The organism is Sagittula stellata E-37, from assembly GCF_039724765.1.
GTDB classification, from domain to species: domain Bacteria; phylum Pseudomonadota; class Alphaproteobacteria; order Rhodobacterales; family Rhodobacteraceae; genus Sagittula; species Sagittula stellata.
This window is the reverse complement of the sequence record NZ_CP155731.1, coordinates 21,399-47,721: the sequence shown is the minus strand read 5'-3', so window position 1 is coordinate 47,721 and position 26,323 is coordinate 21,399. Positions and strand designations below refer to the sequence as shown.

The following is a 26,323-nucleotide window of genomic DNA, read 5'->3' as shown; positions in this document are numbered from 1 at the left end:
CGCGCCTCAGCCGTCGGTCGACCCGGCCATGTACATCGGCCCGCCCCGCCAGCGCGGAAAGCCGTAGGCATTCACCATGACCACGTCGATATCGTCAGCAGAGCGCGCAATGCCTTCGGCGAGGATCTTCCGCCCTTCGGCCTGCATGGCGCCGAGGATGCGGCGCATGATCTCTTCGGCCGTCATCGGCTGGCGGTCGATACCCTTGCGCGCGGACTCGGCCAGTATCAGGGCCTCGACCTCGGGGTCCGGTGTGCCCTTCGATCCGTCCTCGTAAAGGTAGTACCCGCGCCCGGTCTTGCGCCCGAAACGCCCCATCTCGCACAGCTTGTCGCCGATCTCGACGTAGCGCTCGGCCGGGTCGCGCGTGGCCGCCTGCCGCTTGCGCATCGCCCAGGAGATGTCCAGCCCGGCCAGATCGCCCATCTGGAAAATGCCCATGGGCAAGCCGAAACCGACCATTGCGGCGTCGACCTCCCATGGAAGGGCGCCGTCCTCGATCATGTATTCCGCCTCGCGCCGGTAGGCGGACATGATGCGGTTCGCGATGAAACCGTCGCAGACCCCGGCCAGAACCGGGATCTTGCGCAGGCTCTTGGCAAAGGCCACAGCGGTGGCCAGAGTCTGGTCCGAGACGCCGTCCGGGACCACGATTTCCAGCAGTTTCATGATATGCGCGGGCGAAAAGAAGTGCAGGCCGACCACGCGGGACGGCGTGCCGGTGCTGGCTGCGATCTCATTCACGTCGAGGTAAGAGGTGTTGGTCGCGATGATGGCGTCGGGTCCCACCGCGGCTTCAATTTGGGCAAAGACCTTTTTCTTGACCTCCATGTCCTCGAAGACGGCCTCGATCACCAGATCGGTGTCGCCGAGGGCGCTGTAACTGTCCGAAGCCGCAAAAGCCCGGGTCATGCTGTCGTGTTGCTCAGTCGAGATCAGCCCGCGTTTCAGGCTGCCGTCCAATGTGCCGGACACGCGCGCCTTGCCGGCCTCTGCGGCATCTGCGTCGCGCTCGATCATCTGCACCGAATAGCCCGACAGCAGGCAGGCCGCGGCAATCCCTGCGCCCATTGTGCCGCCACCTATGATGCCGATCCGGTTCAGGGGTCGAGGGGCGACCCCTTTGATCCGGTCGACCCGCGCGGTGGCGCGCTCGGCGAAAAAGATGTGGCGCAGTGCGGCGGATTGCGGGGCGGAGCGCAGCGTCAGAAAGGTCTCTCTCTCGGCGGCCAGCGCCGCCTGCGCGTCCATTTCGTAGGCGTTGCGCAGAGCCTGGACAGCGGCTTTCGGCGCGGTCTGGCCGGCGGCCTTCTTCAGGATCTTCGCAGCAGCGGCGTCCCAGAGGACGGGGTCCGTGGGGGCTTGGGCCGCCCGGTCCAGCAACGGCGTAGGCGCGGGGGCCGTGCGCGCCAGATCGATGGCTTCGGCTAGGACGTCTTGTACCGCGACGGCGTCTGCAAGCCCCGCTTGCACCGCCTCCGACGCCGAGATCGGCTTGCCGGTTGTGATCATCTGAAGCGCGGTCTCGGCAGCCACGAGACGGGGCAAGCGCACCGTGCCGCCCGCGCCGGGGATCACGCCCAACGTCACTTCGGGGAGCCCGAGTTTGGCGCCCGCGTCCATGATCCGGTGGTGACAGGCCATGGCAGTTTCCAGACCGCCGCCCAGGGCGGTGCCGTGCACGGCAGCGACCCACGGCTTTGTTGCGCGCTCGATCAGCAAAAGCAGGTCGGGCAGGTGGGGTGCGACCGGCGCTTGGTCGAACTCCGTCACATCCGCCCCTGCGATGAAGGTGCGCCCGGCGCAGGCCAGCACGACCGCCCTGATTGTCTCGTCCGCCTCTGTCCGTTCGACAGCGTCCCATAGGCCCTGCCGCACGGCAAGGCCTACGGCGTTCACCGGCGGGTTGTCGATTGTCACGATGGCGATATCCGCGTCGCGGGTCAGGCTTACGACCATTTCAATCTCCTGCGGTGGGCTGGCGCGTGCGGCCAGAGGGTCACGTCGGAAGGATGCCAGCGCAGGCAAGCAAGCGGAAGGGCAGGACGCCGACCGTGAGCGGTCATTGAAACGCCTGCAGGCCCGTAATGCCACGGCCCAGGATCAGCGCGTGCACGTCATGCGTCCCCTCGTAGGTGTTGACCGCTTCAAGGTTCATCACATGCTGGATGACGCCGTATTCGTCCGACACGCCATTGCCGCCGTGCATGTCCCGTGCCTCACGCGCGATGGCGAGCGCCTTGCCGCAGTTGTTGCGCTTGACCAGGCTTATGAGCTCGGCCGAGTTTTCGTGCGCGTCCATCATGCGACCCAGCCGCAGCGCTGCGAGCAGGCCAAGCGAAATCTCGGTCTGCATGTCGGCCAGCTTCTTCTGGATCAGCTGCGTCGCGGCGAGCGGTTTGCCGAACTGCTTGCGGTCCATGGTGTAAGTCCGGGCCGCGTGCCAGCAGGCCTCTGCCGCGCCCATGGCGCCCCAACCGATGCCATAGCGCGCGCGGTTGAGACAGCCGAATGGGCCGGCCAGACCCTCGGCGTGGGGCAGCAGGTTCTCTTCGGGAACAAAGACCTCGTCCATCATGATCATGCCGGTGATCGAAGCACGCAACGAGAACTTGCCCTCGATCTTCGGCGCAGCCAAACCGTCGGCGCCCTTGTCGAGGACGAACCCCTTGATCTTGCCGCCATGCGCCTCGGACTTGGCCCAGACGATGAAGACATCGGCAATCGGGCTGTTGGAAATCCAGTTCTTCGCGCCGCTGAGCCTGTATCCGCCGTCGACCTTGACCGCGCGGGTGATCATCGACCCCGGATCGGACCCGTGGTCAGGTTCGGTCAGGCCGAAACATCCGACGAACTCTCCGCTGGCGAGTTTCGGCAGGTACTTTTGGCGCTGCTCTTCGGTGCCATAGGCAAAGATCGGATGCATCACCAGCGAGCTTTGCACAGACATGGCCGAGCGATAGCCGGAATCGACACGCTCCACCTCGCGCGCGATCAGCCCGTAGGCCACGTAATTCGCGCCCACGCAGCCGTAGTCTTCGGGCAGGGTCGGGCCAAGCAGGCCAAGTTCGCCCATCTCGGACATTATCTCGCGGTCGAAGACTTCGTTCCGGTTGGCCAGCAGCGCGCGGGGTTTGAGCTTTTCCTGACAGTAGGCGTGGGCCGTGTCGCGGATCATCCGCTCTTCTTCGCTCAGCATCGAGTCGATCAGAAAGGGATCCTCCCAGACGAGCCTTGCCGGTTTCGCGCGCGCGGCCTCAGGGCTGGCGGCATGGCTTTGGCCGGGGTCCGTGTTCCTCATCGTCCGTCTCCGATTCTGGATGCTGTCGGGGCGATTGGTAATCTTTAAGCTAAAACATTTCAAGCTTGAAATAAATGCCCGACTCACCTACCGTCATGCCAACGCGCGGCCCCGGCGGGTGTGGCGCCGAAAAGGGAGATCGCAATGCGCATTGCATGTCTGGGCGGGGGTCCTGCGGGCCTCTATTTCGCAATATCGATGAAGTTGCGCGACCCTTCAGCCGAAGTCGTGGTCATCGAGCGCAACCGCTCTGACGACACCTTCGGCTGGGGCGTGGTTCTGTCGGACGAAACACTCCAGAACCTTGCTGCCAACGACCCGATCAGCGCCAAGGCGATTGGCGAGAACTTTGCCTACTGGGACGACATCGCGCTGCATTACCGGGGCGAGGTGCATGTCTCTTCGGGCCACGGGTTCTGCGGGATCGGACGCAAGAAGCTGCTGCTACTGCTTCAGGAGCGGGCGCGCGAACTGGGTGTTGACCTGCGGTTCGAGACCGAGGTGCAAAGCGCCGAAGACTACCGCAAGGAGTTCGACGTCGTGGTCGCCAGCGACGGGCTGAATTCCCGGACCCGCGAGCTTTATGCCGACAGCTTCAAGCCCGAGATCGACCAGCGGCTGTGCCAGTTCGTCTGGCTGGGCACGCATCAGAAATTCGACGACGCCTTTACCTTCATATTTGAAGAAACCGAACATGGCTGGATCTGGGTCCACGCCTACCAGTTCGACGACGACACCGCGACCTTCATCGTGGAATGCGCGCAAGAGACCTTCGACCGCTTCGGCTTTGGCGAGATGAGCCAGCAAGAGACCATCGCAGTCTGCGAACGGATCTTTGCCAAGCATCTGGACGGTCACGCGCTGATGACAAATGCGAACCACATACGCGGCTCTGCCTGGCTGCGGTTCCCCCGCGTGTTGTGCGAGACATGGCATCACGAGAATGTCGTACTGCTGGGCGATGCCTCGGCCACCGCGCATTTCTCCATCGGGTCCGGAAGCAAGCTGGCGATGGAAAGCGCCATCGCGCTGGCCGAATACATCCACACCGAAGACAGTCTGGAGGCCGCCTTTACCCGCTACCAGGAAGAGCGCCGGCTGGAGGTGTTGCGCCTGCAATCCGCCGCGCGCAACTCGCTGGAGTGGTTCGAGGAGGTAGAGCGCTATCTCGGCCTCGACCCGGTGCAACTGAATTATTCGATGCTCACCCGCTCGCAGCGCATCAGCCATGAAAACCTGCGGATGCGCGACCCGAAGTGGATGGAGAGCGCCGAGCGTTGGTTCATGACGCATGCGGGGATGGCCGAGGATGCTCCGGTGCGGGCGCCGATGTTTGTGCCCTTCCGGCTGCGCGACATGGAGTTGAAGAACCGCGTCGTCGTCTCGCCCATGGCGCAATACATGGCCAAGGACGGCTGCCCGAACGACTGGCACCTGACCCATTACGGCGAGCGGGCCAAGGGCGGCGCCGGGCTGGTCTACACCGAGATGACCTGCGTCAGCGCGACGGGCCGGATCACCCCGGGCTGCCCCGGGCTCTATGCGCCCGAGCACGAGGCGGCATGGCGGCGGCTGACCGGGTTCGTGCACGATTTCACCGACGCCAGGATCTGCTGCCAGATCGGTCATTCCGGGCGCAAGGGCTCGACCAATATCGGCTGGGAGGGGATGGACAAGCCGCTGGCCGCGGGCAACTGGGACCTTCTCAGCGCCTCGGCGATCCCCTGGGCCAAGGGCAACGCCACCCCGCGCGAGATCACGCGCGCCGAGATGGACGAGATCCGCGACCAGTTCGCCCAGGCGGCGCAGATGGCCGACCGCGCGGGGTTCGACATGATCGAATTGCACGCGGCGCACGGCTACCTGATCTCGTCCTTCATCTCGCCGGTCTCGAATGCCCGCGGCGATGAGTACGGCGGCAGCCTCGAGAACCGCATGCGCTACCCGCTCGAGGTCTTCGCGGCGATGCGCGCGGCGTGGCCTGTGGGCAAGCCGATGTCGGTGCGCATTTCGGCCAATGACTGGGTCGGAGAGGCGGGCGTCACCCCCGACGAGGCGGTGCAGATCGCGCGGATGTTCAGCGACGCCGGAGCCGATCTGATCGACGTATCGGCAGGCCAGACCACCGTCGACGCAAAACCCGTCTATGGCCGGATGTTCCAGACGCCCTTCTCGGACCGTATCCGCAATGACGCGGGGCTGAAGACGATGGCCGTCGGCAATATCTACGAGGCCGATCACGCCAATTCGATCCTGATGGCGGGGCGCGCCGATCTGGTGGCGGTTGGCCGTCCGCATCTGGCCGACCCGTATTGGACGCTCCACGAGGGCGCGAAGATCGGTGACCGCCTCGCCCAATGGCCAAAGCCCTACGAGGCGGGCCGTGACCAAAGCTGGCGGCTGGCCGACCGCGAAGCGGAGGCAATCCGGGTATGAGTGTCGAGGGCAAGCATATCGTCGTCACCGGTGGCGGCACGGGCGTCGGGGCAGAGACCGCCCGGACCCTGGCCGAGGCCGGTGCCAAAGTGACGATCATGGGCCGGTCAGAGGCGCCGCTGGCAGAGCAGGGGCTGCCCTACCAGCTGTGCGACGTGACCGATGCGCAGGCGGTCGGGCAGGCCTTCGACGCGGCCCGCGCGGGGCAGGGGCCAATCGCGGGCGTCGTCGCCAATGCGGGCGCCGCCGACAGCGTGCCCTTCGCCAAAATGACGCCCGACCAGCTTCAAGCCATGCTGTCGGTCAACCTGATCGGCGTCGCGAACGTCTGGCAGGCCGCGCTGCCGGACATGAAAGCCGCCGGGTGGGGGCGGATGATTGCCATCGCCTCGACCGCCGGCCTCAAGGGCTTTCCCTATGTCGCGGCCTATTGCGCGGCAAAGCACGGGGTCGTGGGCCTGACCCGCGCGCTATCGCTGGAGCTTGCGCGCACCGGCATCACGGTCAATGCGATCTGCCCCGGATTTATCGAGACCCCGATGCTGGAACGCTCCATAGCCAACATCGTCGAAAAGACCGGCAAGACCGAGGAAGACGCCCGCGCGGCGCTTTGTGCGGGGAACCCGCAGAAACGCCTCATCCAGACCGACGAGGTGGCGGGTGCCGTGCTCTGGCTCTGCTCGGACGCGGCGCGCTCGGTCAACGGTCACGCTCTGAGCCTGTCGGGAGGCGAGATATGACGGCGCATCCCAAACCCTCGGCCGCGCCACTGTCGAAAGAGCGGCTGCGCCTTTGGCTGAAGCTCCTGAAAACCAGCCGGTCGATCGAGGACGAGGTGCGGCGCAGACTGCGGCGCGAACACGACTGGACCCTGCCCCGCTTCGACGTGATGTCGGCCCTGTCGCGGGCGCCGGACGGGCTGAAGATGGGCGAGATCTCTCGCATGTTGAAGGTATCCGGCGGCAACATCACCGGTATCGTGGATAAGCTGACCCAAGAGGGGCTGGCGTTGCGCGTCGCGATTCCCGGAGACCGGCGCGCCAATCTGGTACGGCTGACCGACAAGGGGCACGAGATGTTCGCCCGCCACTCGGTCGAACACGAAGCCTGGATCAACGACATTCTGGGCGGGCTCGATGCGGACGATGTCAGCGGCATGATCGTCCGGCTCGACCGGCTCAACGACACACTGGCGGAGGACAAAAATGCGGACTGATGTGAAGCACTTCCTGTGCAGGATCGAAGACGGCATCGCGACCGTCTCTCTCGACCGGCCCGAGCGGAAGAACCCGCTGACTTTCGACAGCTACGCCGAACTGCGCGACTGGTTCCGGGACCTGCACTACAGCGATGCGGTCAAGGCCGTGGTCTTTGCGCCAAACGGCGGCAACTTCAGTTCGGGCGGCGATGTGCATGACATCATCGGGCCGCTGACAAAGATGAGCATGAAGGAGCTTCTGGCCTTCACCCGGATGACCGGCGATCTGGTCAAGGCGATGGTCCATTGCGGCAAACCGATCATTGCGGCGGTGGACGGCGTATGCGCGGGCGCCGGGGCGATCATCTCGATGGCTTCGGACCTCAGGATCGCCACGCCCGAGGCCAAGACCGCCTTCCTGTTCAACCGCGTCGGGCTGGCGGGCTGCGACATGGGGGCGTGCGCGATCCTGCCGCGCATCATCGGTCAGGGACGCGCCGCCGAGCTGCTGTATCTGGGCCGGTCAATGACTGCCGAGGAAGGCAACGCTTGGGGGTACTTCAACAAGGTCGTGCCCGCCGAGGACCTGATGGCTGAAGCGCAGGGGCTGGCGCGGCGCATTGCCGACGGGCCGACCTGGGCCAACATGATGACCAAGACCATGCTGGCACAGGAATGGTCCATGTCCATCGAACAGGCCATCGAAGCCGAAGCGCAGGCGCAGGCAATCTGCATGCAGGGGCAGGACTTTCACCGCGCCTATGAGGCCTTCGTGGCCAAGGAAAAACCGATGTTCGAGGGCGACTGATGGCAGATAAGACCTTTCTCCACTGGCCGTTCTTCGAGGGTCGGCACCGCGATCTGGCCGCATCGCTGGACGCCTGGGCTACGGATCACCTGTCTGCGGTCGATCATTCCGACACGGACGCCGCCTGCCGCCAGCTTGTGACCATGCTGGGTGAGGCGGGGTTTGCAAGCCACTCCGGAGCCGAGGATGGCACGCTGGACGTACGCACGCTGTGCCTGATCCGCGAGACGCTGGCGCGCCATGACGGGCTTGCGGATTTCGCCTTTGCCATGCAGGGGCTGGGGACGGGGGCGATTTCGCTGTTTGGCTCGCCCGAACAGAAAGCCGACTGGCTGCCGCTTACCCGCGCGGGCAAGGCCATCTCGGCCTTCGCCCTGACCGAGCCGGGCAGCGGGTCGGACGTCGCGGCCAACACCATGAGCGCCACGCTGGACGGCAACCATTACGTGCTGAACGGCCAGAAGACGTGGATTTCCAACGGCGGCATCGCGGATGTCTACACCGTCTTCGCCCGCACCGGCGAGGCGCCGGGCGCCAAGGGGATGTCGGCCTTCATCGTGCCCGCCGACACGCCGGGCCTCGAAATCACCGAACGGCTTCAGACCATCGCGCCGCATCCCTTGGCGACGCTGACATTCAACGATCTGCGCGTGCCCGCGACAGCGATGATCGGGGAGCCGGGGCAGGGGTTCAGGATCGCCATGTCGGTGCTGGATGTCTTCCGCTCGACCGTCGCGGCTGCGGCCTTGGGCTTTGCCCGACGGGCGCTGGACGAGGCGCTGGCGCGGGTCACGACCCGGCAGATCCAGGGCGCGCCGCTCTTCGATCTGCAAATGGTGCAGGGACATATCGCCGACATGGCGCTCGACGTGGATGCCGCAGCACTTCTGGTCTACCGCGCCGCATGGACCAAGGACAGCGGCGCGCCTCGGGTCACGCGCGAGGCCGCCATGGCCAAGCTCTTCGCCACCGACCAGGCGCAGCACATCATCGACAAGGCGGTGCAGCTGCATGGCGGCGACGGCGTCAAGTCGCACGAAACTGTCGAGAAACTCTATCGTGAAATCAGGGCCTTGCGCATCTACGAGGGCGCCTCGGACGTGCAGCGCGTGATCATCGCGCGCCAGGCCCTCACCGCCTTCCAGGAGAGATGACGATGCTGACGCCTTCCGCCCATACCGACAGTTTCACCCGCGATACGCTTCCCCCGCAAGAGCATTGGCCGGATCTGCTGCTGGACGGTTTCGATTATCCCGACCGGCTGAATGCCGGGTGGGAACTTACAGACGCCATGGTCGCCAAGGGCTTCGGGGATTACACTGCGCTCATAGGCAACGGACGCCGACGCACCTACAAGGAGCTGTCGGACTGGACCAACCGGCTGGCCCATACGCTGGTGGACGATCTGGGCGTCAAACCCGGTAACCGGGTGCTGATCCGCTCGGCCAATAACCCCGCTATGGTGGCCTGCTGGCTGGCCGCGACCAAGGCGGGAGCGGTGGTCGTCAACACCATGCCGATGCTGCGCGCAGGCGAACTGGCCAAGTATGTCGAGAAGGCCGAGATCACCCATGCGCTGTGCGACACGCGGCTGATGGACGAGATGACCGCCTGCGCCAAGGGCAGCGCGTATCTGAAGACCGTGGCGGGGTTCGACGGCACCGCCAACCACGATGCCGAGCTGGACCGGCTGGCCCTGACCAAACCCGTGAAGTTCGACGCCGTGCAGACCGCGCAGGACGATGTGGCGCTGATCGGCTTCACCTCCGGTTCGACGGGCAATCCAAAGGCGACAATGCATTTTCACCGCGATCTGATGATCATCGCGGATGGCTACGCCAAAGAGGTACTGAACGTGCAACCCGACGATGTGTTCGTCGGCTCTCCGCCGCTGGCATTTACCTTCGGGCTGGGCGGTCTGGCGATCTTTCCGCTGCGCTTTGGCGCCACGGCGACGCTGCTGGAAAACGCCTCGCCGCCGAACATGGTGGAGATCATCGAAACCTACAAAGCCACCGTCTGTTTCACCGCGCCGACCGCCTATCGCGCCATGCTACGCGCAATGGAGGAGGGTGCGGACCTTACGTCGCTGCGCGCCGCCGTGTCGGCGGGGGAAACGCTGCCCGCCCCGGTCTATGACGAGTGGAGAGCCAAGACCGGCAAGCCCATGCTGGACGGGATCGGCGCGACGGAGATGCTACATATCTTCATCACCAATCGGTTCGAGGACCACCGGCCCGCCTGCACCGGCAAACCGGTGAGCGGCTACGAGGCAAAGGTGATCGGCCCCGACGGCGCCGAACTGCCGCGCGGCGAGATCGGGCGGCTCGCCATGCGCGGGCCGACCGGATGTCGTTACATGTTTGGCGAACGGCAGGACGAATACGTGCAAGACGGCTGGAACATTTCGGGCGACAGCTTCACCCAGGACGAAGACGGGTATTTCCACTTCGCTGCTCGCAGCGACGACATCATCGTCTCGTCCGGCTACAATATCGCCGGGCCCGAGGTCGAGGCCGCGCTGCTGTCCCACGCAGCCGTGGCGGAATGCGCGGTGATCGGCGTGCCGAACGAGGATCGCGGCGCCATCGTAGAAGCGCATGTGGTGCTGGGCGACGGAGAGGTGCCCTCCGAGGCGCTGGTCAAGCTCTTGCAGGATCACGTCAAGGCCACCATCGCGCCGTTCAAGTACCCGCGCTCGGTCGTCTTTACCAACGCGCTGCCCAAGACCGAAAGCGGCAAGATCCAGCGTTTCAGACTGAAAGGCACGGCGACATGAGCCAAGGCGCCTATGACCCCGGCACCGGCGGGGCACGAATGGATTTCAGCGATGCCATGTCCTATGGCGATTATCTGAAACTCGATCCGATCCTGAGTGCTCAGGCCCCGCAAAGCGCGGCCCATGACGAGTTGCTTTTCATCATCCAGCACCAGACTTCGGAGCTGTGGATGAAGCTGATCCTGCACGAGCTTGGCGCGGCGCGGGATGCGCTGCGGGCCAATGACACCACGACCATGTTCAAGATGCTGGCCCGCGTCAGCCGGATCTTCGAACAGCTCAACAACCAGTGGGACGTGCTGCGCACCATGACGCCGGCAGACTACACGACCTTCCGCGCGGCGCTGGGGCCTTCCTCGGGCTTTCAGTCTTACCAATATCGGATGATCGAATACGTTCTGGGCAACCGGAACCCCAACATGGTGAAGCCCCACGCGCATATGCCAGAAGTCCACGCCATGCTGACCACCGAACTGGGGCGGCCCAGTTTCTATGACGAAGTGGTGCGCCACCTGTTCCGCACACTAGACGGCGATGAGGCGGCCATGCCCGCCCCGCAACTGGACACGCCGCATGCGGCACATCCCGAGATTCAGGCCCGCTGGAAGACCGTTTATGAGAACATCAACGCTTATTGGTCGCTGTATGAACTGGCCGAAAAGCTGGTGGATCTCGAAGATTACTTCCGCCGCTGGCGCTTCAACCATGTCACGACCGTCGAACGCGTGATCGGCTTCAAGCGCGGCACTGGCGGCACGGCGGGGGTGTCCTATCTGCGCAGGATGCTCGACGTCGAGCTGTTTCCCGAACTCTGGCATTTGAGAGGTGAGCTATGACCCTGCCGCGCAAGGACCTGTTCGACCTGCCCGAGGGCGTGATCTATCTGGACGGCAATTCGCTTGGCCCGCTGCCCAAAGGCGCCGCTGCCCGCGCGGCCGAGGTGATTGGCCGCGAATGGGGACAAGAGCTGATCCGCGCCTGGAACACGGCGGACTGGATCACGCTGCCCGCGCGCGTGGGCGACCGGATCGCGGGGCTGATCGGCGCGCCGACAGGGTCGGTGGCCACCGGGGACACGCTGTCGATCAAGGTTTACCAGGCGCTGGCGGCGGCGTTGAAGATGCGGCCCGACCGCCGGGTGATCCTGTCGGACAGCGGCAACTTTCCGACCGACCTTTACATGGCGCAGGGCCTGATCGGCACCATCGACAAGGGCTACACGCTGCGCACCCCCGCGCCGCAGGACGTGGCCGAAGCGATCACCGAAGAGGTCGCGGTGGTGATGCTGACGCATGTCGACTATCGCTCGGGGCGCCTGCACGACATGAAGGCGATCACTGAAAAGGCGCATAGCGTCGGCGCGGTGATGATCTGGGATCTCGCCCACAGCGCGGGCGCCGTGCCGCTGGACCTGGCCGGATCGCAGGCGGAATTCGCGGTTGGCTGCACCTACAAGTACTTCAACGGCGGCCCCGGCGCCCCGGCCTTCATCTATGCGCGGCCCGATATCGTCGAGACGGTCGAGCCAGCGCTGGCCGGTTGGATGGGCCATAACGCGCCCTTCGCGATGGAGCCGGGCTATCGCCCCGCCATGTCGACCGAACGGCTGCGCGTCGGCACCCCGCCGATTGTGCAACTCTCCATTCTAGATGCCGCGCTGGACGTCTGGGAGGGGGTCGACATGGATGCGCTGCGCGCGGCCTCGATCGCGCTGTGCGAGACCTTCATCGCCGAGGTCGAGTCGCGCTGCCCCACGCTCACCCTTGCCTCGCCGCGCAATGCCGCCGAGCGTGGCAGCCAGGTCTCTTTCGCCTTCGACCACGGTTACGAGGCGATGCAGGCCCTGATCGAGCGCGGCGTGATCGGGGACTTCCGCGCACCGGACATCATGCGCTTCGGCTTTACGCCTCTTTACATTGACACCGCCGATGTGGTTGCAGCGGCGGCAATCCTGGAGGACGTGATCGAGGGAGACCTTTGGCGCGATCCGAAATATCAGACGAAATCGAAAGTGACCTGATGCATTTTACCTTTCCGCAAAAGGTGCTGTTCAAGCATTGCGACCCTGCGGGCATCGTCTTTTACCCGCGGTTTTTCGAGATGATCAACGACGCGGTCGAGACCCTGTTCAGCGACCTCCTTGGCTGGCCGTTCGAGGACATGCACGCTGAGGCCGGCGTGCCGACGGCGGCCTTCGACGTGCGGTTCAAACGGCCCTGCCGCCATGGCGATCAGCTGGAGTTGCGCCTGACCCTGACACGGCTCGGCCGCAGCAGCCTGTCGCTGACGACCCGCGCGGTACGGCAGGACACAGTCTGTTTCGAGGCCGACCAGACCCTCGTCTGCGTCGACAGCGAGGGGCGGCCCGCCGCTTGGCCAGAGCACGTGCGCGCCCGGATCGAAGACATCATGGAGGCCCAGACATGACACCGCAAACCATCCAGCCCGAAGGCTGGGCCCCCGCCCTTGGCTACGCAAACGGAATGCTGATGCCCGACGGAACCCTGCACGTCGGCGGCCAGATCGGCTGGAACAAGGACAAGGTCTTTGTCGAGGGCGGCTTTATTGCGCAAATGGAGCAGGCGTTGCGCAACATCGCCGAGATCGTCCGCGCCGCCGGTGGAGACGTCACGGACGTCGGCCGGCTGACCTGGTTCGTCAAGGACAAGTCTGAATATCTGGCGCACCAGCGCGAGGTCGGCAAAGCCTACCAGCGCGTTTTCGGCAAACATTTTCCGGCCATGTCGATGCTCATTGTCAACGATCTGGTCGAGGACGCCGCCCTGCTCGAAATTGAAGCCACCGCTTACATTGATCGCGCCGCCACGGCGGGCACGGCCAGCTAAGCACGCAGCGCGTCCCCAGACGTCACGGAGTTGGGGCGCGGCATTCCTCCGACGACCATGAAATCACTGTGACCCCGGCGATGATCGGATCGTCGTCCGTCGCGACTTTTCGAGCCGCATTTTTGGCCCGCAATGTGCGAAAACGATACGGTCTTTCGGGCGGAGCGGGGGCGGTCCGCGCGCGGCCACCAACGTATCGAAGATGCCGGTGCGCGTCCCTACCCGGGTTCGATGACGTAGGGCGTGCTTTGCCCAGATTCCGGGCAAAGCTTCGGGGCGTGCGACATGGTCCATGTCGTCGAACGCATCGCCCCTGTCACGCATCGAAGGCTCCCGTCTTATCCGGCGCGGTATTGGGGTGTAGAGGCAAGGAAGGCGCCATAAGCATCCGCGTCGGGATACGAAAACTGTTCGGCCAGCGGGTTGGACCGTTTGCTTTTCTTTGCGCCCATATCTGCAAGCAACTCGTCGAAATGCTTGAAGTGGAAGGGCGCCGAGCACAATCCGCCATAGACCTGCGCCGCCGGGCGTTCCGTGCGCCGCCAGTTCAGCATCATGTCGATGTTCTCGCGCATCTCGGCTTCGGTCGGTTGGTTGGTTAGCTGCCCGTCGGCATAGCGCACCAGCCAGTTGGCGATCATCTCTGCCGACAGAACCGTGCAGAAGCTGGAGTTGAAGCCGACAAAGCCCATGTCCGGCAAGTCCGGGTTCACCGACAGACGATAGGTCTTGTATTGACCGTCCGGCTCGACCAGCTTGGCGCGGTATTCTTCGGGCAGGACCGGAACGCCCAACTTCCAGCCCACCGCCAGGACCGAGACATCGCAGCGGACCTTTTCGCCGGTCGTCATGAGGATGCTGTCGCCGACATACCGGTCATAGCTGCCCTGAATCAGCTTGAGCTTGCCGGCCTTCAGAGCCTCGAACAGTCCCGGCGTGACGAGGGGCAGGGAACAAGACGCCTCTTTCTCGATCGGCGTGTCGGGGACCATGTTCCATTTCTTAAGCCCCAGTTGTAGCTTCAGCATGGTTTCGAGACCGCGGAAGTTGGCCCAGACCAGCGGCTTGGTGATCGCCGCCAGCGCCCGCTTGACCGGCCCGCGATCCCAGCTGTTGAACTGCGCCTCCTGCGCGCGCATGTAGAGCAACCGCTTGAAGTTGATGCCGCCGACGAAATAGGGGATGCGCCAGACGTTCTGGCGATAGACCATCGTCACCTGTTTCGCGCCGTTCTGCACCGCGTTGACCGCGATGTCGGTGGCGGATTTCGAGCCGCCCAGAACCACCACGTGCTTACCCCGCGCGATCTCCGGATCGGTGTATTCCGACGAATGCATCACCTGTCCGCCCTGCGCGACAAACGCGTCCTGCCCGGGGTGGGTGATGACGTTCTTGTAGGAAAACTGACCGGTGCACAGCGCGACGAAATCGAAATCCTGCTGACGCCTGCGCCCGGCGGTTTCCAGCGTCAGGGTCCAGCCCGGTTGCCCATCGGCGCGCCGCTCCATCCCCACCACATCCGTGTTGAGCTGAAATAGACGCCCCAGTTTGTGCTTGTCCGCATAGGAATGCAGATAGGCATGCACCTGCGGCCCCTTTGGCCATTGGGCATAGTCGACCGGCATGGCCAGATCGGTATAGCGATAAAGGTCCTTGGGGCTTTGGGTCTGGACGCCGGGGTAAGAGCGCGACAGCTCCCACACACCTCCGAAGTCGTGGCTGCGTTCGAAACCGAAGACCCGGTGGCCACGCTCGTCAAAAGCCTTTGCGGCGGCCAGCCCAGAGACCCCGCCGCCGATGACGGCGACAGTTTTGCGTTTAACCATTGGTCTGCCTCCTTATCCGGCGTCGGACGGGGGCGGCAGGAAATCCACCTCGCGCAGGGCCGACAGGCGCACCAGTTCCGCCGGGTCCGTGACGCCGTCCAGCTCGCCGAACAACTCGAAGAGCTTGCGCGATGGCGCGACGCCAAACACGCAGGTCGCCTCCGCGCCCGAGCGATTGAAGATGCCATGCGCCTTGCCCATGGGCATCCGGATCGTGTCTCCGGGTCCGGCCTTGTGAATTGTCACATCGCCGGTTTCGAAGCCGAATTCGACCTCAAGTTCCCCTTCGAGCATGTAGATCCATTCATCCTGAGTCGGATGAACGTGCGGCGGCACGAAGGTTTCGGCCGGAACGACCGCGTGCCAGATGAACGCGTTGTCCGACCAAAGCTTGGGCGTATAGATGTGCCCGACGACATTCCATGCGGTTCCGTCCAGTCCATTGGCTGATCCGGTGACGCCTTCTCCAGTGTGCATTTTTGTTACTCCCTGTTCGCTGGTGGCTTGGATGTTACCGGAGGCGCGGCAGATCCCGTTATCCAGAAAGCGAATCCAATCTGCAGGCAGCCGTCGCGCAGGGAAAAACTGTGCTATTGTGGGGCTTGGAGAGGGGCCCGCATGATGAGACCTGCGACCACAGCTTTGCCCTTGGAACGAAACCGCCTGTTCCAGTCCGACGATCTGGACGAGGCGCGGGCCGTCGTCGCGGCCAAGTTCTGCGATCATCGGCTGAACCGGGTGTCCCGGTCAGGGCGGTTCGATGCGGTGCACAACCGGGCCGAAGGGCAAGCGACCTCGCTCAACTACATCCAGTACGGCGCCGATGTCGAAATCGAACCGGGCGAGCTTGGGTCGTTTTACCTGGTGCAGATCCCATTGAAAGGGCAGGCTTGGATCGACAATTCCGCGGGAGACGTGGAAACCGGCCCCGGTCTGGGCAGCGTGCTGAACCCGCATCGTAATGCGTCGATGCGATGGCGAGAGGGCTGTTCGCAACTGCTGCTGCAGATCGACGCGCAGCAGTTGAACCGGGTCGCCGAACGCCTGATCGGGCGGGCGCTGTCCGGTCCGGTGACGTTTCGAACGGCGGTCGATCAACGCGTGCCCGAGGTCGATAAGTGGGTCCACAAACTGCGCACCTGCTTCTCACTCGCTGAGAAAGAAGCGATCTATGCCAAAGGCAATCTGCACACCCAGGCGCTGGTCGAGGAGCAATTGATCGAAGGGTTCCTGCTGTGCCAGCCGAGCGATCTCAGCGGGCCGCTGACGAAAGACATCGACCGGGCCGGGAACCTCTATGTGCGGCGGGCCATGCAGTACATCCACCGAAATCTCGGCGCCGCGATGACTGTGGGTGACATCGCGGATGCGTTGGGGATTTCACCCCGCTCGCTGCAATTGAGCTTCAAGGCAGAGCTGGGCATGACTCCGATGCAATACCTGCGTGACGCGCGCCTGCGCGAGGCCCATGCCATGCTGAAGACCGGGTCTGACATGGGTAGTATCGGCGATATCTGCGAGCATGTCGGGATCGCCCACTGCGGGCGTTTTTCGGTCGAATACAAACGCAGATACGGCGAAAGCCCTCATGAAACACGCCTGAAGAACGGATAGCATTTCATTCTGCATCATCGCCCCCCAAGATAACTCGCTGTTTTCCGAAGGGGATTTCACTTCGAAGGCGCGCGAACCAGGGCGGAGACCTCATTTGTCAGAGCCCTGAGCGGCTGCGCGCGCCTTGCGCTTGCAGTCGGCGAGGGTATTCCAACCTGTGCTTCGGCGGACCGAAAGTACGTAAATCGTGTGTTGTCTACCTGCGCATTTCTTCTTCGGCGGGGCCTTGTCCTATTCGGCCTTGATGTGCTTCAGCAACGCGCCCAGATGCTTGTTGTCGGTGATCGCGGCATGCCGTGACGCGCTGATCCATGTCGAAAACCCGGTAGGGCAGCGCAATGCCTATCCAGCGGAGATCCAGCCGGCCATCTGCAAATTCACAACTGTCGACGTACTTTCCGGGCAGGCCGCGCGTGATGTCGTTCTCGTGCAGGATGAACCGCTGCCGGTGTGCAGTCTGCGCATGGGAGCAGATCAGGAGGCCATCACAAGCGGCGCCCGGTAGCTCTCGAAATTGCCGCAGACCCCTATGGATTGCCCCGACACGTGGGGGGCGAGATCCGAGGCCAGGAATGCGGCCATGTCGGCGATCTCGTCCATCTCGACCATCGAGTGCATCGAGATATTGTGGAGGAACATCTCGGCATAGGCTTCGGGCTGCATTCCGCGCGACGCGGCCTGCTCGGCGATGACCCTGCGTCCGCGCGGACCGTTGACCAGCCCCGGAAGGATGGAGTTCACCCGAATGCCGAACTCTCCCAATTCGATGGCCAGTGTCTCGGTGAGACCTCGGATCGCGAATTTCGAGACCGAGTAGGGGAGGCGCAGGGGCATACCGACCCGACCGGCGACCGAACCCATGTTGATCACACAGCCCGAACTGGCGGCGCGGAAGAATGGCACGGCGGCGCGTGTGGCGTAGAAGGCGGCCGTGACATTGACCCCCATGGTCTGCGCCCATTCGTCGTCGGTAATCTCGTCCATCGGCTTGTTCGGGCCTGATATGCCGGCATTGTTCACAAGGATGTCGAGCGTCTCATGGCGCGTCCCGAAAGCCTCGTAAAGGGCAGCAATGTCCTCAGAACGCGCGACATCGGCACGAATCGCGAGCGCCCCCGGCAAGACGGCCCGCGCCTCGTCCAGAGCCTCCTCCGAGATGTCACAGATACACAGGCTGGCACCAAGATCCGCAAAACGGCGGGCGATGCTGAGACCGATGCCGCCGGCGCCGGCAGTGATGATTGCAGTCTTGCCGGTCAGGTCCAGGGTCATTTCCCGTCCTCTTCTGTCGGTTTCGAAGCCCGTTTGGCTCGTGTCTTTGCGGTTTTCTCTGCAGCGTTCACAAGCTCCATATTGAAGCGGAAGTGGCGCGCCGAATGCCAGATGTCGCAGGCGATCGCACGGGCCGCCGCCTTCGGCTCATGCTTCTCCGCTGCGGCGAGGAAACGCTCGTGGAAGGATGTGCCCGCGCGATAGAAGGGCAGCGGGTCGGCCAGCTTCCGATGAGCGTTCATCAGATAGGGGCCCGCGCGCAGCCAGACACCGTTGATGATGTCCATCAGTTGCGGCATCCCCGCAGCATCGTAGAGTTTGAAGTGGAACTCACGGTTCGCGTTCATGATCATGGTCGCGTCGTCGATCTCGACACCGCGAATCATGTCTTGATTGATCTCGCGCAATCGTTCGAGCACCTCCGGCGTCATGTTCCGCGCAGCCTGATCGGCGGCCAAACCCTCGACGGACATACGTACGCGCATCAACTCCCGGAACATCTTGGGCGTGAACGGGCTGACACGGAACGTGCGGTTGGGCATCTGCACAAGCGCGCGTTCCGCGACAAGCCGTTGCAGGGCTTCACGAACCGGCATCGGGCTTACGCCCAGCGTTTCCGCGAGGTTTCGGATCGTGAGGCTTTCGCCCGGCGAAAAGTGCCCGGTGAACAACGCTTCGCGCAGACGCAGGTAAACCTGCGTTTGCATGGTCAGCGTTTCTATCTGGCCAAGGTCAGCCTTCATGTCCCCCCACTTTTTCTCATTAAAGAGCATTTCGGCTCCAGCGATAGCACAAAGTTCGTCCAGGGCAAATTGAGATCACAGATCACGAATTTTATTGACTGTCTGGGTGATCTCGGCAACGTTGCCGCCAGGAGAGGCCAGAAATTAGCTTGGGAGGGCTGACTGGTGGGGGAGATTTCAATCATCGGTTCGGGGTTCGTCGGCCGCGGCTGGGCTGTGTGCTTTGCCCGGGCCGGGCATCGGGTGCGCCTATGGGATCCCGCCGCCGGAGCCGCCGCCGAAGCGCACGACTATATCGCCGCGATGCTGCCGGATCTCGCACAGCACGGACTGCTCGGAGACATGTCTCCGGAGTCCACGCTTGAAGCGATTACGATTGCCGACAGCCTCGAAGAGGCAGTGGCTGATGCCGACTACATTCAGGAGAACGCCCCGGAGCAGCTGGACGTGAAACAGCGCCTCTTCTCCGACCTGGACCGGCTGGCCCCGCAGGACGCCGTTCTTGCCAGTTCGACCTCGGCACTCCTGCCGTCGGCAATCACCGAAGGCCTGACCGGGCGTGCCCGCTGCATCGTGGCGCATCCCGTCAATCCGCCGCACCTCATTCCCCTCGTCGAACTGGTGCCGTCGCCCTGGACCGCGCCCGAGACCGTGGCGCGCGCCGAGAGCCTCATGGCCGAGATCGGCCAGACACCGGTGCGCGTCGAACGCGAGATCGACGGATTTCTTCTGAACCGACTGCAGACCGCCGTTCTGGACGAGGCCTTCCGTCTCGTCGATGGCGGCTATGCCTCGGTCGAGGCGGTGGACGCCTGCATGAGCGACGGGCTGGCGCCGCGCTGGTCTTTCATGGGGCCGTTCGAGACCATCGATTTGAATGCGCCGGGTGGTGTGCGCGACTACGTGACCCGCTATCAGGGCATGTTCATGCGCCTGGCTGACACGATGCGCTACAGCGCCGACTGGACAGGCGCGGTGCTCGACACGGTCGAGGCAGGCCGGCGTGCCCGTGTGCCCGAGAAAGACCTTCGCGCGCGCCAGATGTGGCGGGACCGCAAGCTGATGGCCCACGCCGCTTTTCGGCACGGCCAGAATTAACTCTTAATATCAGGACTTCCTAATGGCGAAGACAGATCCCGTCATCATCACGTGTGCCGTTACGGGCGGCATACATACACCGACCATGTCGGAGCATTTGCCGATCACGCCCGACGAGATCGTCGCGGACGCCCTTGGTGCGGCGGAGGCCGGGGCATCGATCCTGCACCTTCATGCCCGCAATCCCGAAGACGGCCGTCCCGACCAGTCCATCGAGGGCTTCATGCGGTTCCTGCCGCGACTGAAGCAGGCGACCGACGCCGTCATCAACCTGACCTCGGGCGGATCGCCTCACATGAAGCTGGAAGAGCGGGTGCGTCCCGCTGCCGAACTGGGCCCCGAGGTTGCCTCGTTGAACATGGGGTCGATCAACTTCGGCCTGTTTCCCCTCGCGGACAAGTATCCCGAATTCAAGTTCGCATGGGAAAAAGAACACCTTGAAGCCACCCGCGACGTGGTTTTCCGCAATACCTTCAAGGACATCGAATACATCCTGTCCAAGGGATACGCCAACGACACGCGGTTCGAGTTCGAGTGCTACGACATTGCGCATCTCTACAACCTTGCGCATTTCGTCGACCGCGGCCTCGTCAAGCCGCCGTACTTCGTCCAGTCGGTCTTTGGCATCCTGGGCGGGATCGGGACGCATCCCGAGGATGTCTCGCACATGAAGCGCACCGCCGACCGTCTCTTCGGGGACGACTATCGCTGGTCGGTTCTGGGCGCCGGCAGCAGCCAGCTTCGCATCGTCGCGCAGGCCGCGGCAATGGGGGGCAACGTCCGCGTGGGTCTTGAGGATTCGCTCTGGGCCGGGCGCGGGCGCATGGCGAAGTCCAGCGCCGAACAGGTGCAGATGGCCCGAAAAGTCATCGAGGGACTCGGCCTCACCGTCGCCACCCCCGAGGAAGCGCGCCAGATGCTCGGGCTGAAGGGCGGATCTAGGGTCGGCTTCTGAACACCGCAATTTCGCAGCGGACGCCCATGGCGTCCAAAATCTACCGGGAGGAAAGAAAATGAAGAGAAGAACAGTTCTCAGAGGGATGGCCGCCAGCGCTGGTGCCATGCTCGGAATGAATGCCACCTACCTGCGGGCGCAGTCGGGTCCAATCCGGATCGGTGCTGCCTACGCCCTGTCGGGCGTCGGTGCGCCGGTCGGAACGAACATGCTGGCAGGCACGCAGGTCGCGGCATACCAGATCAACAAGGCGGGCGGTCTGCTCGGTCGCGAGGTCGAACTCGTCGTCCGTGACGACAAGTACAACAGCGCCGAGTCCGTCGCGGTTGCCCGCGAACTGGCCGGAGACGGCATCAACCTGCTTCTCGGCGGTTCGCAGACTGTCACCGCTCTCGGCCTCGCGCCGCTGGCACCCGAGCTGAACATGGCCGTGATGATCGTCGCCGCAGCGGGGATGCCCATTACGCACGAGCTGTTCAACCGGAACATCTTCCGCGCAACGGCCAACAACTACACGCAATACAGCTCGCTTGGCAGAACGCTGATCGAACAGAACCCGGACATCAAGACCTGGATCTCGATCGCGCCCGATGGCGACTTCGGTCGCGACTCGGCGCTGTTCTTTGGTCGCGCCGTTTCCAAGTACGCCCCCGGCGAAAAACCCGAGGTGCTCGATACCATTTACGCTCAGGGCACCGCGACCGACTTCCGCACGCAGATCAACCAGCTGATGATCTCGGATGCGGAAGGCCTTTACATCGGCCTCGCTGCCTCGGCGCAGATCAGCTTCTTCCAGCAGGCGCGGTCGGTCGGTCTCTACAACAAGTTCAAGGCCATCGGCGAAGTCGGCAACGGCGACATCACCGGCAACGCCATGGGGCGCAACACCCACCCGAATATCTGGTCGGTCTGCCACTGGATCTACAACGCCGAGCCTTTCACCAGCATTCCCGCCAGCCAAGCGCTCTACAATGACTATGTCGAGATGACGGGCGAGAAGTCCCCGTCGGCGCAGGTCGCTGCCGGGCATCGTGCGGCGATGGCGATCTTCGAGGGTGTCCGTGCCGCGGGCTCGACCGAGACCGATGCCGTCATCGACGCGATCGAGAACCTCACATACGAAACTGCGGGCGGGCCGGTCAGCTTCCGCAAGGAAGATCACCAGATCATCAACACGAACTACTACTCGCAGATGGGCCCCTCCGATACCGCGCCCTTCTTCCAGTTCAACGACGTGACCAGCATCGACTCGGCCGAAATGATCGAGCCGGCGGCGCCTGGGGTCGCATTCGATATCGACGAGCTGCCACAATGACATCTCAGGCAGTTTTTGTCCTGTTTAACGGCTTGGCATCGGGGATGGCTTTCTTCCTCGTTGCCGCCGGGCTGACATGGGTGTTCGGGATCCTCAAGATCCTGAACCTCGCCCATGGGGCCTTCTTCATGCTGGGGGCCTATATTAGCTACACCATCGGCGGCGCCTGGCCCGGCTCGATATGGATCTACCTCGGGGTTGCCGTGATAGCGGCCGCCGCGGTGGGCGCCCTTGGGTTCCTGACGGATCAGATCGTTCTGAAACGTCTGCGCGATGTCGACTATCACTATGCGCTGATTGCGACTTTCGGGCTGATGCTCTTTTGCGAGGGTATTGCCAAGCTCATCTGGGGCGCCGACTACTACGCGGTCATGCCTCCGCCGGAACTCGACTGGCCGGTACAGATCGGAGGCACCTACATCTCCGTCTACACCCTGTTTGTGATCGCGACCGGGCTGGTGGTCTTCGCGGTGCTTGAGCTCATCATGAACCGCACCTGGGCGGGCAAGATCATGCGCGCCGTTTCGAACGATCCATGGATGGCCGGAACGGTGGGCATCAATGTGCCCATGGTGCTGATGGCTGCGGTCATGGCGAGTTTTGCGCTGGCCGGTTTCGCCGGAGGAATCCTTGTGCCCAACCAGGCGCTGTCACCCCACGTCGGTGCGTCCTTCATTCTTTACGCCTTCATGGCTGTGGTCATCGGCGGGCTGGGCAGCATCCGAGGCACGTTCATTGCCTGCATTCTGCTGGGCATCGTCGAAAGCGCCAACGCGACCTTCATGGCGCAATACGGCGGTATCGCGATCTTCATCATGCTCGCCGTCTTCCTGATCTGGAAGCCGAACGGGTTGTTCCCGGCGCAAGGAGGACACTGACATGCTTCGAACTGACGCTGAAAAATCCTCCCTCTCGTGGAGCGGGATCGTCGCGATCGTCGTGCTGGTGGTCCTCCTGATACTGGCGCCGGACCTGCTCAATCCCGGGCTGCTGTTCATCGTCGGCATGACATTGATCCAGTCGATCTTTGCGCTGTCGTGGAACCTGTTGTTCGGCTTCACCGGCTTGGCAAGCTTCGGACACGCCGGGTTCTTCGCCATTGGGGCCTACTTCACCGGCGCCGCGCTGCGCTACGATTTCCCGCTGCCCTTCTTCGTGGTCCTCGCCATTGCCGGGCTGGGAGGCGCGCTTGTCGCGCTGATCATCGGGGTCGTCGCGCTGAAACGGCTGACCGGCATCTTCCTTGCCGTCCTGACCGTCGCGCTGACCGAAGCGCTTTCCAAGATCATCAGCTTCACACCCGCGCTTGGCGAACAGGACGGGCTTGGGAGCATACCTCGGCCGATCATCGACCTGGGTCTCTTCCAGATGGATCTGACCCACGTCAACGATTACTATCGCTTCCTCGTCGTCGCGTCGGTGCTGATCATCGCCGGGCTGTGGTGCGTCGTGCATTCCCGGCTGGGCCGCACCTTCTGCGCCATCCGCGAAGATGCCGACCGCGCGCGGTTCGTGGGCATCAACGTCGCCCGCTTCCGTGTGATCTCGTTCATGATCTCGGGGGGGACCGCTGCCCTGGCGGGCGCGCTGTCGGCCCCCTGGACGCGGATCGTTACGCTCGACCAGGTCAACTGGCTGGCGTCGACTCAACCCATCCTCAACTCGCTGCTGGGCGGCTTCACATCCTTCTGGGGTCCGATTGTCGGCTCCGCGGCCTTCAGCGTCATCAGCCACTGGACACGTCCGTTCCCCGGCATGTCCGAAGTGATCGTCGGCGGTGTGCTGGTCCTGGTGATCCTCGTCGCACCGACGGGCATCCTGGGGCTGCTCGGAAAACTGCGCCGCCGCTTGACCAGGAAAGGAGACAAGGCATGACCGGGCTCCTGCTTGAAGCCAGCGACCTCAGGGTCAGCTATGGCGACTTCGAGGTCATCAAGGGCGTGGACCTCCACGTCGAAAAGGGCGGTGCGCTGGCGATCATCGGGCCGAACGGTGCCGGCAAGTCGACGCTGTTCAAGGCCCTGACCGGCGAGATTGCCACCCGCGGCGGACGGGTTGTCTTTCGGGGCGAGGATGTCACCACGCTTCCGGCCGACGTCCGTACCATCGCCGGGATGGGACGCACGTTCCAGGTATCCCGCGTATTTCTGGAACTGACCGCCATCGAAAACGTGGTGGTTGCCCTGGAATCGCGGGACAGGGCGCAGGGTGGCCGGGGGCGGCGCTGGTGGCGCACCGCGCCCGAGCCGGCCATTGTCGACGAGGCGAAAGCGCTGCTGGAACAACTCAAGATCGCGCATCTGCGGAATTCGGTCGCGGCCGAAATCTCTCACGGCGACCGCAAGCGGCTGGAGCTGGCGCTCGCGCTGGCTCTGGAGCCGGTCATCCTGATGCTCGACGAACCCACGGCGGGGATGGCTCCGGCCGACCGGAGACAGATCGTCGATCTGATCCTGGACATTCGCCGCGACAAGGGCGTCGCAGTCGTCATGACCGAACACGACATGGATGTGATCTTTTCCATCGCAGATCAGGTGCTTGTGCTGAACTACGGCGAAGTCATCGCCTCTGGCACGGTCGACGAAGTTCGAAACAGTCCCGCGGTGCGCGAGGTCTATCTGGGCAAGGACATGTACAATGCTGAAGGTTGATCGCCTCAATGCCTACTACGGGCAAAGCCATATCCTGCACGACATCGAACTCGAAATCTGTACGGGCCGGCGCACGACCGTTCTTGGTCGCAACGGCGCGGGCAAGAGCACCCTTCTGAAGTCCATCACCAATTCCGGTCCGCGCGCCGAAGGCTCGGTCAGCGTGGACGGTGTGCCGCTGGGCCGCAAGCCTTGGTATCGGCGGGCACGGGAGGGGCTTGCCTTCGTCCCGGAGGATCGCCGCATCTTCACCCACATCACCGTGGAGGAGAACATCGAACTCGGGCGCTTCGGCGCAACGTCCGAGCGGCCCGTCATCCCGGCCGAGCAGATCTACGAATGGTTTCCGATGCTGGGCCCACTTCGTGAGCGGCTTGGCGGACAGCTTTCGGGCGGTCAGCAACAGATGCTGGCCGTGGCGCGCGCGGTCGCGGCACACCCGCGCCTTCTGCTTCTCGACGAACCGACAGAAGGGCTTGCCCCCGTCATCGTCGAGGAACTGGCGGAAATCGTCGCGCAGATCTGCACCGAGATGAACATCACCTTGCTTCTGGTCGAACAGAACATCTGGTTCAGCCGGCAGACAACCGATCACGTCTACGTGCTGGGCACCGGCTCGATCGCCTTTTCCGGCGACTGGGCCGAGTTCGATGCGGACGAGACCATTCGCAACCGCCACCTGGCGATTGCCTGACAACCACATGGGAGGATTCGAAATGGCCAACAGATTTGATGGCAGGGTTGCGCTTGTCACGGGTGGCGCAAACGGTATCGGACGCGCGAGCGCGATCAAGTTCGCCGAACAGGGCGCAAAGGTCGCGATCCTGGACATAGAAGAGGAGCCGCTGGCCGAAACCGCCGCGACGATCCGCGATGCAGGCGGGGCGGTCATGACGGTGGACACGAACATGCGCGACCGCGAGGCCGTCAAGGCGTCCATCGAAAAGGTGGAGAGCGAGCTCGGCCCCATCGACATCCTTCTCAACAACGTCGGTCAGACCGCGCGGAAGAACTCCTCCGAGTTCCTCGATTCCGTGCCCGAGACCTGGGACTTCGTTGTCGATCTGAACCTCATGGTGACGTTCTACGTGTCGTGGATCGTTGCCAAGGGCATGAAGGAAAGGGGCTTTGGCCGTATCGTCAATATCTCTTCGGATTCGACCATGGTCGGCGAAAAGACCATTGTCGACTACGTGGCGGCTAAGTCCGGGGTGACCGGCTTTACACGCGGGCTGGCCCGAGAACTGGCGCCCTTCGGGATCAACGTGAACGCGGTGGCGCCAGGGGTGACCAACACGCGCGGCCCCAAGCAACTGGCCAAAGAGGTGTACGACGCGGCGGTCAAGGAAATCCCGCTCGGACATTTCGCCGAACCCGAGGACATAGCCAACGCGATCACCTTCCTTGCCAGCCAGGAAGCGCGCTGCATCACGGGCCAGATGCTGACGGTCAACGGCGGACGGGTCTTCTACTAGGAGGAG

General features: G+C 63.6%; 26 protein-coding genes. 20 read left to right on the top strand and 6 right to left on the bottom strand.

Going from position 1 to position 26,323, the window contains the following annotated elements; all coding sequences use genetic code 11:
* Positions 1 to 6 precede the first annotated feature (6 nt).
* Together ABFK29_RS23650 and ABFK29_RS23645 are read right to left on the bottom strand one after the other, a co-directional pair.
* Positions 7 to 1,959, bottom strand: a complete 1,953-nt coding sequence (locus ABFK29_RS23650) for a 3-hydroxyacyl-CoA dehydrogenase NAD-binding domain-containing protein (RefSeq protein WP_005861478.1) — start codon at positions 1,957 to 1,959, stop codon at positions 7 to 9.
* Positions 1,960 to 2,062: 103 nt separating this feature from the next.
* Entirely contained in the window at positions 2,063 to 3,301 is a 1,239-nt protein-coding gene (locus ABFK29_RS23645; protein WP_005861475.1) for an acyl-CoA dehydrogenase, read from the bottom strand.
* Between the two features lie 144 nt (positions 3,302 to 3,445).
* Here ABFK29_RS23645 and ABFK29_RS23640 point away from each other — a divergent pair, with 144 nt between their 5' ends.
* From ABFK29_RS23640 to ABFK29_RS23595, 10 genes are read left to right on the top strand one after another with little or no spacing between them, the layout of a single operon-like run.
* On the top strand, positions 3,446 to 5,737 hold the full coding sequence (locus tag ABFK29_RS23640; RefSeq protein WP_040604890.1) for a bifunctional salicylyl-CoA 5-hydroxylase/oxidoreductase: 2,292 nt from the start codon (positions 3,446 to 3,448) through the stop codon (positions 5,735 to 5,737).
* Positions 5,734 to 6,477, top strand: a complete 744-nt coding sequence (locus ABFK29_RS23635) for an SDR family NAD(P)-dependent oxidoreductase (RefSeq protein ID WP_005861472.1) — start codon at positions 5,734 to 5,736, stop codon at positions 6,475 to 6,477. The genes ABFK29_RS23640 and ABFK29_RS23635 overlap by 4 nt, the downstream gene beginning before the upstream one ends.
* Positions 6,474 to 6,953 carry a MarR family winged helix-turn-helix transcriptional regulator gene (locus tag ABFK29_RS23630; RefSeq protein WP_005861470.1) on the top strand — a complete coding sequence of 160 codons (480 nt, stop codon included), beginning with the start codon at positions 6,474 to 6,476 and terminating at the stop codon, positions 6,951 to 6,953. Before ABFK29_RS23635 ends, ABFK29_RS23630 begins: the two co-directional genes overlap by 4 nt.
* Complete coding sequence (locus ABFK29_RS23625; protein WP_347100715.1) at positions 6,943 to 7,743, top strand: enoyl-CoA hydratase family protein; 801 nt, start codon at positions 6,943 to 6,945, stop codon at positions 7,741 to 7,743. The genes ABFK29_RS23630 and ABFK29_RS23625 overlap by 11 nt, the downstream gene beginning before the upstream one ends.
* Positions 7,743 to 8,897 (top strand): acyl-CoA dehydrogenase family protein, encoded by a 1,155-nt coding sequence (locus tag ABFK29_RS23620; protein WP_005861465.1) that lies wholly within the window; start codon positions 7,743 to 7,745, stop codon positions 8,895 to 8,897. Before ABFK29_RS23625 ends, ABFK29_RS23620 begins: the two co-directional genes overlap by 1 nt.
* Before the next feature lie 2 nt (positions 8,898 to 8,899).
* Positions 8,900 to 10,522 carry an AMP-binding protein gene (locus ABFK29_RS23615; RefSeq protein WP_040604889.1) on the top strand — a complete coding sequence of 541 codons (1,623 nt, stop codon included), beginning with the start codon at positions 8,900 to 8,902 and terminating at the stop codon, positions 10,520 to 10,522.
* Complete coding sequence (locus ABFK29_RS23610) at positions 10,519 to 11,358, top strand: tryptophan 2,3-dioxygenase (RefSeq protein ID WP_005861463.1); 840 nt, start codon at positions 10,519 to 10,521, stop codon at positions 11,356 to 11,358. Before ABFK29_RS23615 ends, ABFK29_RS23610 begins: the two co-directional genes overlap by 4 nt.
* Complete coding sequence (kynU, locus tag ABFK29_RS23605) at positions 11,355 to 12,542, top strand: kynureninase (RefSeq protein WP_005861462.1); 1,188 nt, start codon at positions 11,355 to 11,357, stop codon at positions 12,540 to 12,542. The genes ABFK29_RS23610 and kynU overlap by 4 nt, the downstream gene beginning before the upstream one ends.
* Positions 12,542 to 12,949, top strand: coding sequence for an acyl-CoA thioesterase (locus ABFK29_RS23600; protein ID WP_005861461.1), 408 nt, complete (start codon positions 12,542 to 12,544; stop codon positions 12,947 to 12,949). The genes kynU and ABFK29_RS23600 overlap by 1 nt, the downstream gene beginning before the upstream one ends.
* The gene (locus tag ABFK29_RS23595) at positions 12,946 to 13,368 is read left to right on the top strand and encodes a RidA family protein (RefSeq protein ID WP_005861460.1); all 423 of its coding nucleotides are present in this window, start codon (positions 12,946 to 12,948) and stop codon (positions 13,366 to 13,368) included. Before ABFK29_RS23600 ends, ABFK29_RS23595 begins: the two co-directional genes overlap by 4 nt.
* A 338-nt stretch (positions 13,369 to 13,706) precedes the next feature.
* Here the strand turns inward: ABFK29_RS23595 and ABFK29_RS23590 are convergent, their stop codons facing one another.
* Complete coding sequence (locus ABFK29_RS23590) at positions 13,707 to 15,194, bottom strand: flavin-containing monooxygenase (protein WP_005861458.1); 1,488 nt, start codon at positions 15,192 to 15,194, stop codon at positions 13,707 to 13,709.
* Between the two features lie 12 nt (positions 15,195 to 15,206).
* A complete protein-coding gene (locus ABFK29_RS23585) occupies positions 15,207 to 15,671 on the bottom strand; it encodes a cupin domain-containing protein (protein ID WP_005861457.1) in 465 nt (154 codons plus the stop codon).
* Between the two features lie 141 nt (positions 15,672 to 15,812).
* Here ABFK29_RS23585 and ABFK29_RS23580 point away from each other — a divergent pair, with 141 nt between their 5' ends.
* Together ABFK29_RS23580 and ABFK29_RS25205 are read left to right on the top strand one after the other, a co-directional pair.
* Positions 15,813 to 16,808: a helix-turn-helix domain-containing protein gene (locus ABFK29_RS23580; protein WP_083803493.1), complete on the top strand. Its 996-nt coding sequence runs from the start codon at positions 15,813 to 15,815 to the stop codon at positions 16,806 to 16,808.
* Between the two features lie 226 nt (positions 16,809 to 17,034).
* A complete protein-coding gene (locus tag ABFK29_RS25205; protein ID WP_157136560.1) occupies positions 17,035 to 17,313 on the top strand; it encodes a hypothetical protein in 279 nt (92 codons plus the stop codon).
* On the opposite strand, the gene ABFK29_RS23570 is transcribed toward ABFK29_RS25205, so the two are convergent.
* Positions 17,283 to 18,080, bottom strand: a complete 798-nt coding sequence (locus tag ABFK29_RS23570; RefSeq protein ID WP_005861454.1) for an SDR family oxidoreductase — start codon at positions 18,078 to 18,080, stop codon at positions 17,283 to 17,285. The two genes, ABFK29_RS25205 and ABFK29_RS23570, sit on opposite strands and share 31 nt — an antisense overlap.
* Positions 18,077 to 18,823, bottom strand: a complete 747-nt coding sequence (locus ABFK29_RS23565) for a GntR family transcriptional regulator (RefSeq protein WP_005861453.1) — start codon at positions 18,821 to 18,823, stop codon at positions 18,077 to 18,079. The genes ABFK29_RS23570 and ABFK29_RS23565 overlap by 4 nt, the downstream gene beginning before the upstream one ends.
* A gap of 165 nt (positions 18,824 to 18,988) precedes the next feature.
* Here ABFK29_RS23565 and ABFK29_RS23560 point away from each other — a divergent pair, with 165 nt between their 5' ends.
* From ABFK29_RS23560 to ABFK29_RS23525, 8 genes are read left to right on the top strand one after another with little or no spacing between them, the layout of a single operon-like run.
* Positions 18,989 to 19,921 carry a 3-hydroxyacyl-CoA dehydrogenase gene (locus ABFK29_RS23560; RefSeq protein ID WP_040604887.1) on the top strand — a complete coding sequence of 311 codons (933 nt, stop codon included), beginning with the start codon at positions 18,989 to 18,991 and terminating at the stop codon, positions 19,919 to 19,921.
* A 22-nt stretch (positions 19,922 to 19,943) separates the two neighbouring features.
* Complete coding sequence (locus ABFK29_RS23555; RefSeq protein WP_005861451.1) at positions 19,944 to 20,876, top strand: 3-keto-5-aminohexanoate cleavage protein; 933 nt, start codon at positions 19,944 to 19,946, stop codon at positions 20,874 to 20,876.
* A gap of 58 nt (positions 20,877 to 20,934) precedes the next feature.
* The gene (locus ABFK29_RS23550) at positions 20,935 to 22,191 is read left to right on the top strand and encodes an ABC transporter substrate-binding protein (RefSeq protein ID WP_040604886.1); all 1,257 of its coding nucleotides are present in this window, start codon (positions 20,935 to 20,937) and stop codon (positions 22,189 to 22,191) included.
* Positions 22,188 to 23,069, top strand: a complete 882-nt coding sequence (locus ABFK29_RS23545) for a branched-chain amino acid ABC transporter permease (protein ID WP_040604885.1) — start codon at positions 22,188 to 22,190, stop codon at positions 23,067 to 23,069. Before ABFK29_RS23550 ends, ABFK29_RS23545 begins: the two co-directional genes overlap by 4 nt.
* Before the next feature lies 1 nt (position 23,070).
* Entirely contained in the window at positions 23,071 to 24,066 is a 996-nt protein-coding gene (locus tag ABFK29_RS23540) for a branched-chain amino acid ABC transporter permease (protein ID WP_005861448.1), read from the top strand.
* Positions 24,063 to 24,842, top strand: a complete 780-nt coding sequence (locus tag ABFK29_RS23535) for an ABC transporter ATP-binding protein (RefSeq protein WP_005861446.1) — start codon at positions 24,063 to 24,065, stop codon at positions 24,840 to 24,842. Before ABFK29_RS23540 ends, ABFK29_RS23535 begins: the two co-directional genes overlap by 4 nt.
* Positions 24,829 to 25,536: an ABC transporter ATP-binding protein gene (locus tag ABFK29_RS23530; protein WP_005861444.1), complete on the top strand. Its 708-nt coding sequence runs from the start codon at positions 24,829 to 24,831 to the stop codon at positions 25,534 to 25,536. The genes ABFK29_RS23535 and ABFK29_RS23530 overlap by 14 nt, the downstream gene beginning before the upstream one ends.
* A gap of 22 nt (positions 25,537 to 25,558) precedes the next feature.
* Complete coding sequence (locus ABFK29_RS23525; RefSeq protein ID WP_040604884.1) at positions 25,559 to 26,317, top strand: SDR family NAD(P)-dependent oxidoreductase; 759 nt, start codon at positions 25,559 to 25,561, stop codon at positions 26,315 to 26,317.
* The last annotated feature ends 6 nt before the right edge of the window (positions 26,318 to 26,323 follow it).

What these genes read in the sequence shown, in the direction of transcription:
- ABFK29_RS23585 (WP_005861457.1), bottom strand. Translation starts at nt 15,671, where the DNA reads ATGCACACTGGAGAAGGCGTCACCGGATCAGCCAATGGACTGGACGGA.
- ABFK29_RS23565 (WP_005861453.1), bottom strand. Translation starts at nt 18,823, where the DNA reads ATGAAGGCTGACCTTGGCCAGATAGAAACGCTGACCATGCAAACGCAG.
- ABFK29_RS23630 (WP_005861470.1), top strand. Translation starts at nt 6,474, where the DNA reads ATGACGGCGCATCCCAAACCCTCGGCCGCGCCACTGTCGAAAGAGCGG.
- ABFK29_RS23645 (WP_005861475.1), bottom strand. Translation starts at nt 3,301, where the DNA reads ATGAGGAACACGGACCCCGGCCAAAGCCATGCCGCCAGCCCTGAGGCC.
- ABFK29_RS23590 (WP_005861458.1), bottom strand. Translation starts at nt 15,194, where the DNA reads ATGGTTAAACGCAAAACTGTCGCCGTCATCGGCGGCGGGGTCTCTGGG.
- ABFK29_RS23640 (WP_040604890.1), top strand. Translation starts at nt 3,446, where the DNA reads ATGCGCATTGCATGTCTGGGCGGGGGTCCTGCGGGCCTCTATTTCGCA.
- ABFK29_RS23550 (WP_040604886.1), top strand. Translation starts at nt 20,935, where the DNA reads ATGAAGAGAAGAACAGTTCTCAGAGGGATGGCCGCCAGCGCTGGTGCC.
- ABFK29_RS23525 (WP_040604884.1), top strand. Translation starts at nt 25,559, where the DNA reads ATGGCCAACAGATTTGATGGCAGGGTTGCGCTTGTCACGGGTGGCGCA.
- ABFK29_RS23615 (WP_040604889.1), top strand. Translation starts at nt 8,900, where the DNA reads ATGCTGACGCCTTCCGCCCATACCGACAGTTTCACCCGCGATACGCTT.
- ABFK29_RS23535 (WP_005861446.1), top strand. Translation starts at nt 24,063, where the DNA reads ATGACCGGGCTCCTGCTTGAAGCCAGCGACCTCAGGGTCAGCTATGGC.
- ABFK29_RS23595 (WP_005861460.1), top strand. Translation starts at nt 12,946, where the DNA reads ATGACACCGCAAACCATCCAGCCCGAAGGCTGGGCCCCCGCCCTTGGC.
- kynU (WP_005861462.1), top strand. Translation starts at nt 11,355, where the DNA reads ATGACCCTGCCGCGCAAGGACCTGTTCGACCTGCCCGAGGGCGTGATC.
- ABFK29_RS23620 (WP_005861465.1), top strand. Translation starts at nt 7,743, where the DNA reads ATGGCAGATAAGACCTTTCTCCACTGGCCGTTCTTCGAGGGTCGGCAC.
- ABFK29_RS23545 (WP_040604885.1), top strand. Translation starts at nt 22,188, where the DNA reads ATGACATCTCAGGCAGTTTTTGTCCTGTTTAACGGCTTGGCATCGGGG.
- ABFK29_RS23650 (WP_005861478.1), bottom strand. Translation starts at nt 1,959, where the DNA reads ATGGTCGTAAGCCTGACCCGCGACGCGGATATCGCCATCGTGACAATC.
- ABFK29_RS23625 (WP_347100715.1), top strand. Translation starts at nt 6,943, where the DNA reads ATGCGGACTGATGTGAAGCACTTCCTGTGCAGGATCGAAGACGGCATC.
- ABFK29_RS23570 (WP_005861454.1), bottom strand. Translation starts at nt 18,080, where the DNA reads ATGACCCTGGACCTGACCGGCAAGACTGCAATCATCACTGCCGGCGCC.
- ABFK29_RS23555 (WP_005861451.1), top strand. Translation starts at nt 19,944, where the DNA reads ATGGCGAAGACAGATCCCGTCATCATCACGTGTGCCGTTACGGGCGGC.
- ABFK29_RS23600 (WP_005861461.1), top strand. Translation starts at nt 12,542, where the DNA reads ATGCATTTTACCTTTCCGCAAAAGGTGCTGTTCAAGCATTGCGACCCT.
- ABFK29_RS23580 (WP_083803493.1), top strand. Translation starts at nt 15,813, where the DNA reads ATGATGAGACCTGCGACCACAGCTTTGCCCTTGGAACGAAACCGCCTG.
- ABFK29_RS23540 (WP_005861448.1), top strand. Translation starts at nt 23,071, where the DNA reads ATGCTTCGAACTGACGCTGAAAAATCCTCCCTCTCGTGGAGCGGGATC.
- ABFK29_RS23635 (WP_005861472.1), top strand. Translation starts at nt 5,734, where the DNA reads ATGAGTGTCGAGGGCAAGCATATCGTCGTCACCGGTGGCGGCACGGGC.
- ABFK29_RS23610 (WP_005861463.1), top strand. Translation starts at nt 10,519, where the DNA reads ATGAGCCAAGGCGCCTATGACCCCGGCACCGGCGGGGCACGAATGGAT.
- ABFK29_RS23530 (WP_005861444.1), top strand. Translation starts at nt 24,829, where the DNA reads ATGCTGAAGGTTGATCGCCTCAATGCCTACTACGGGCAAAGCCATATC.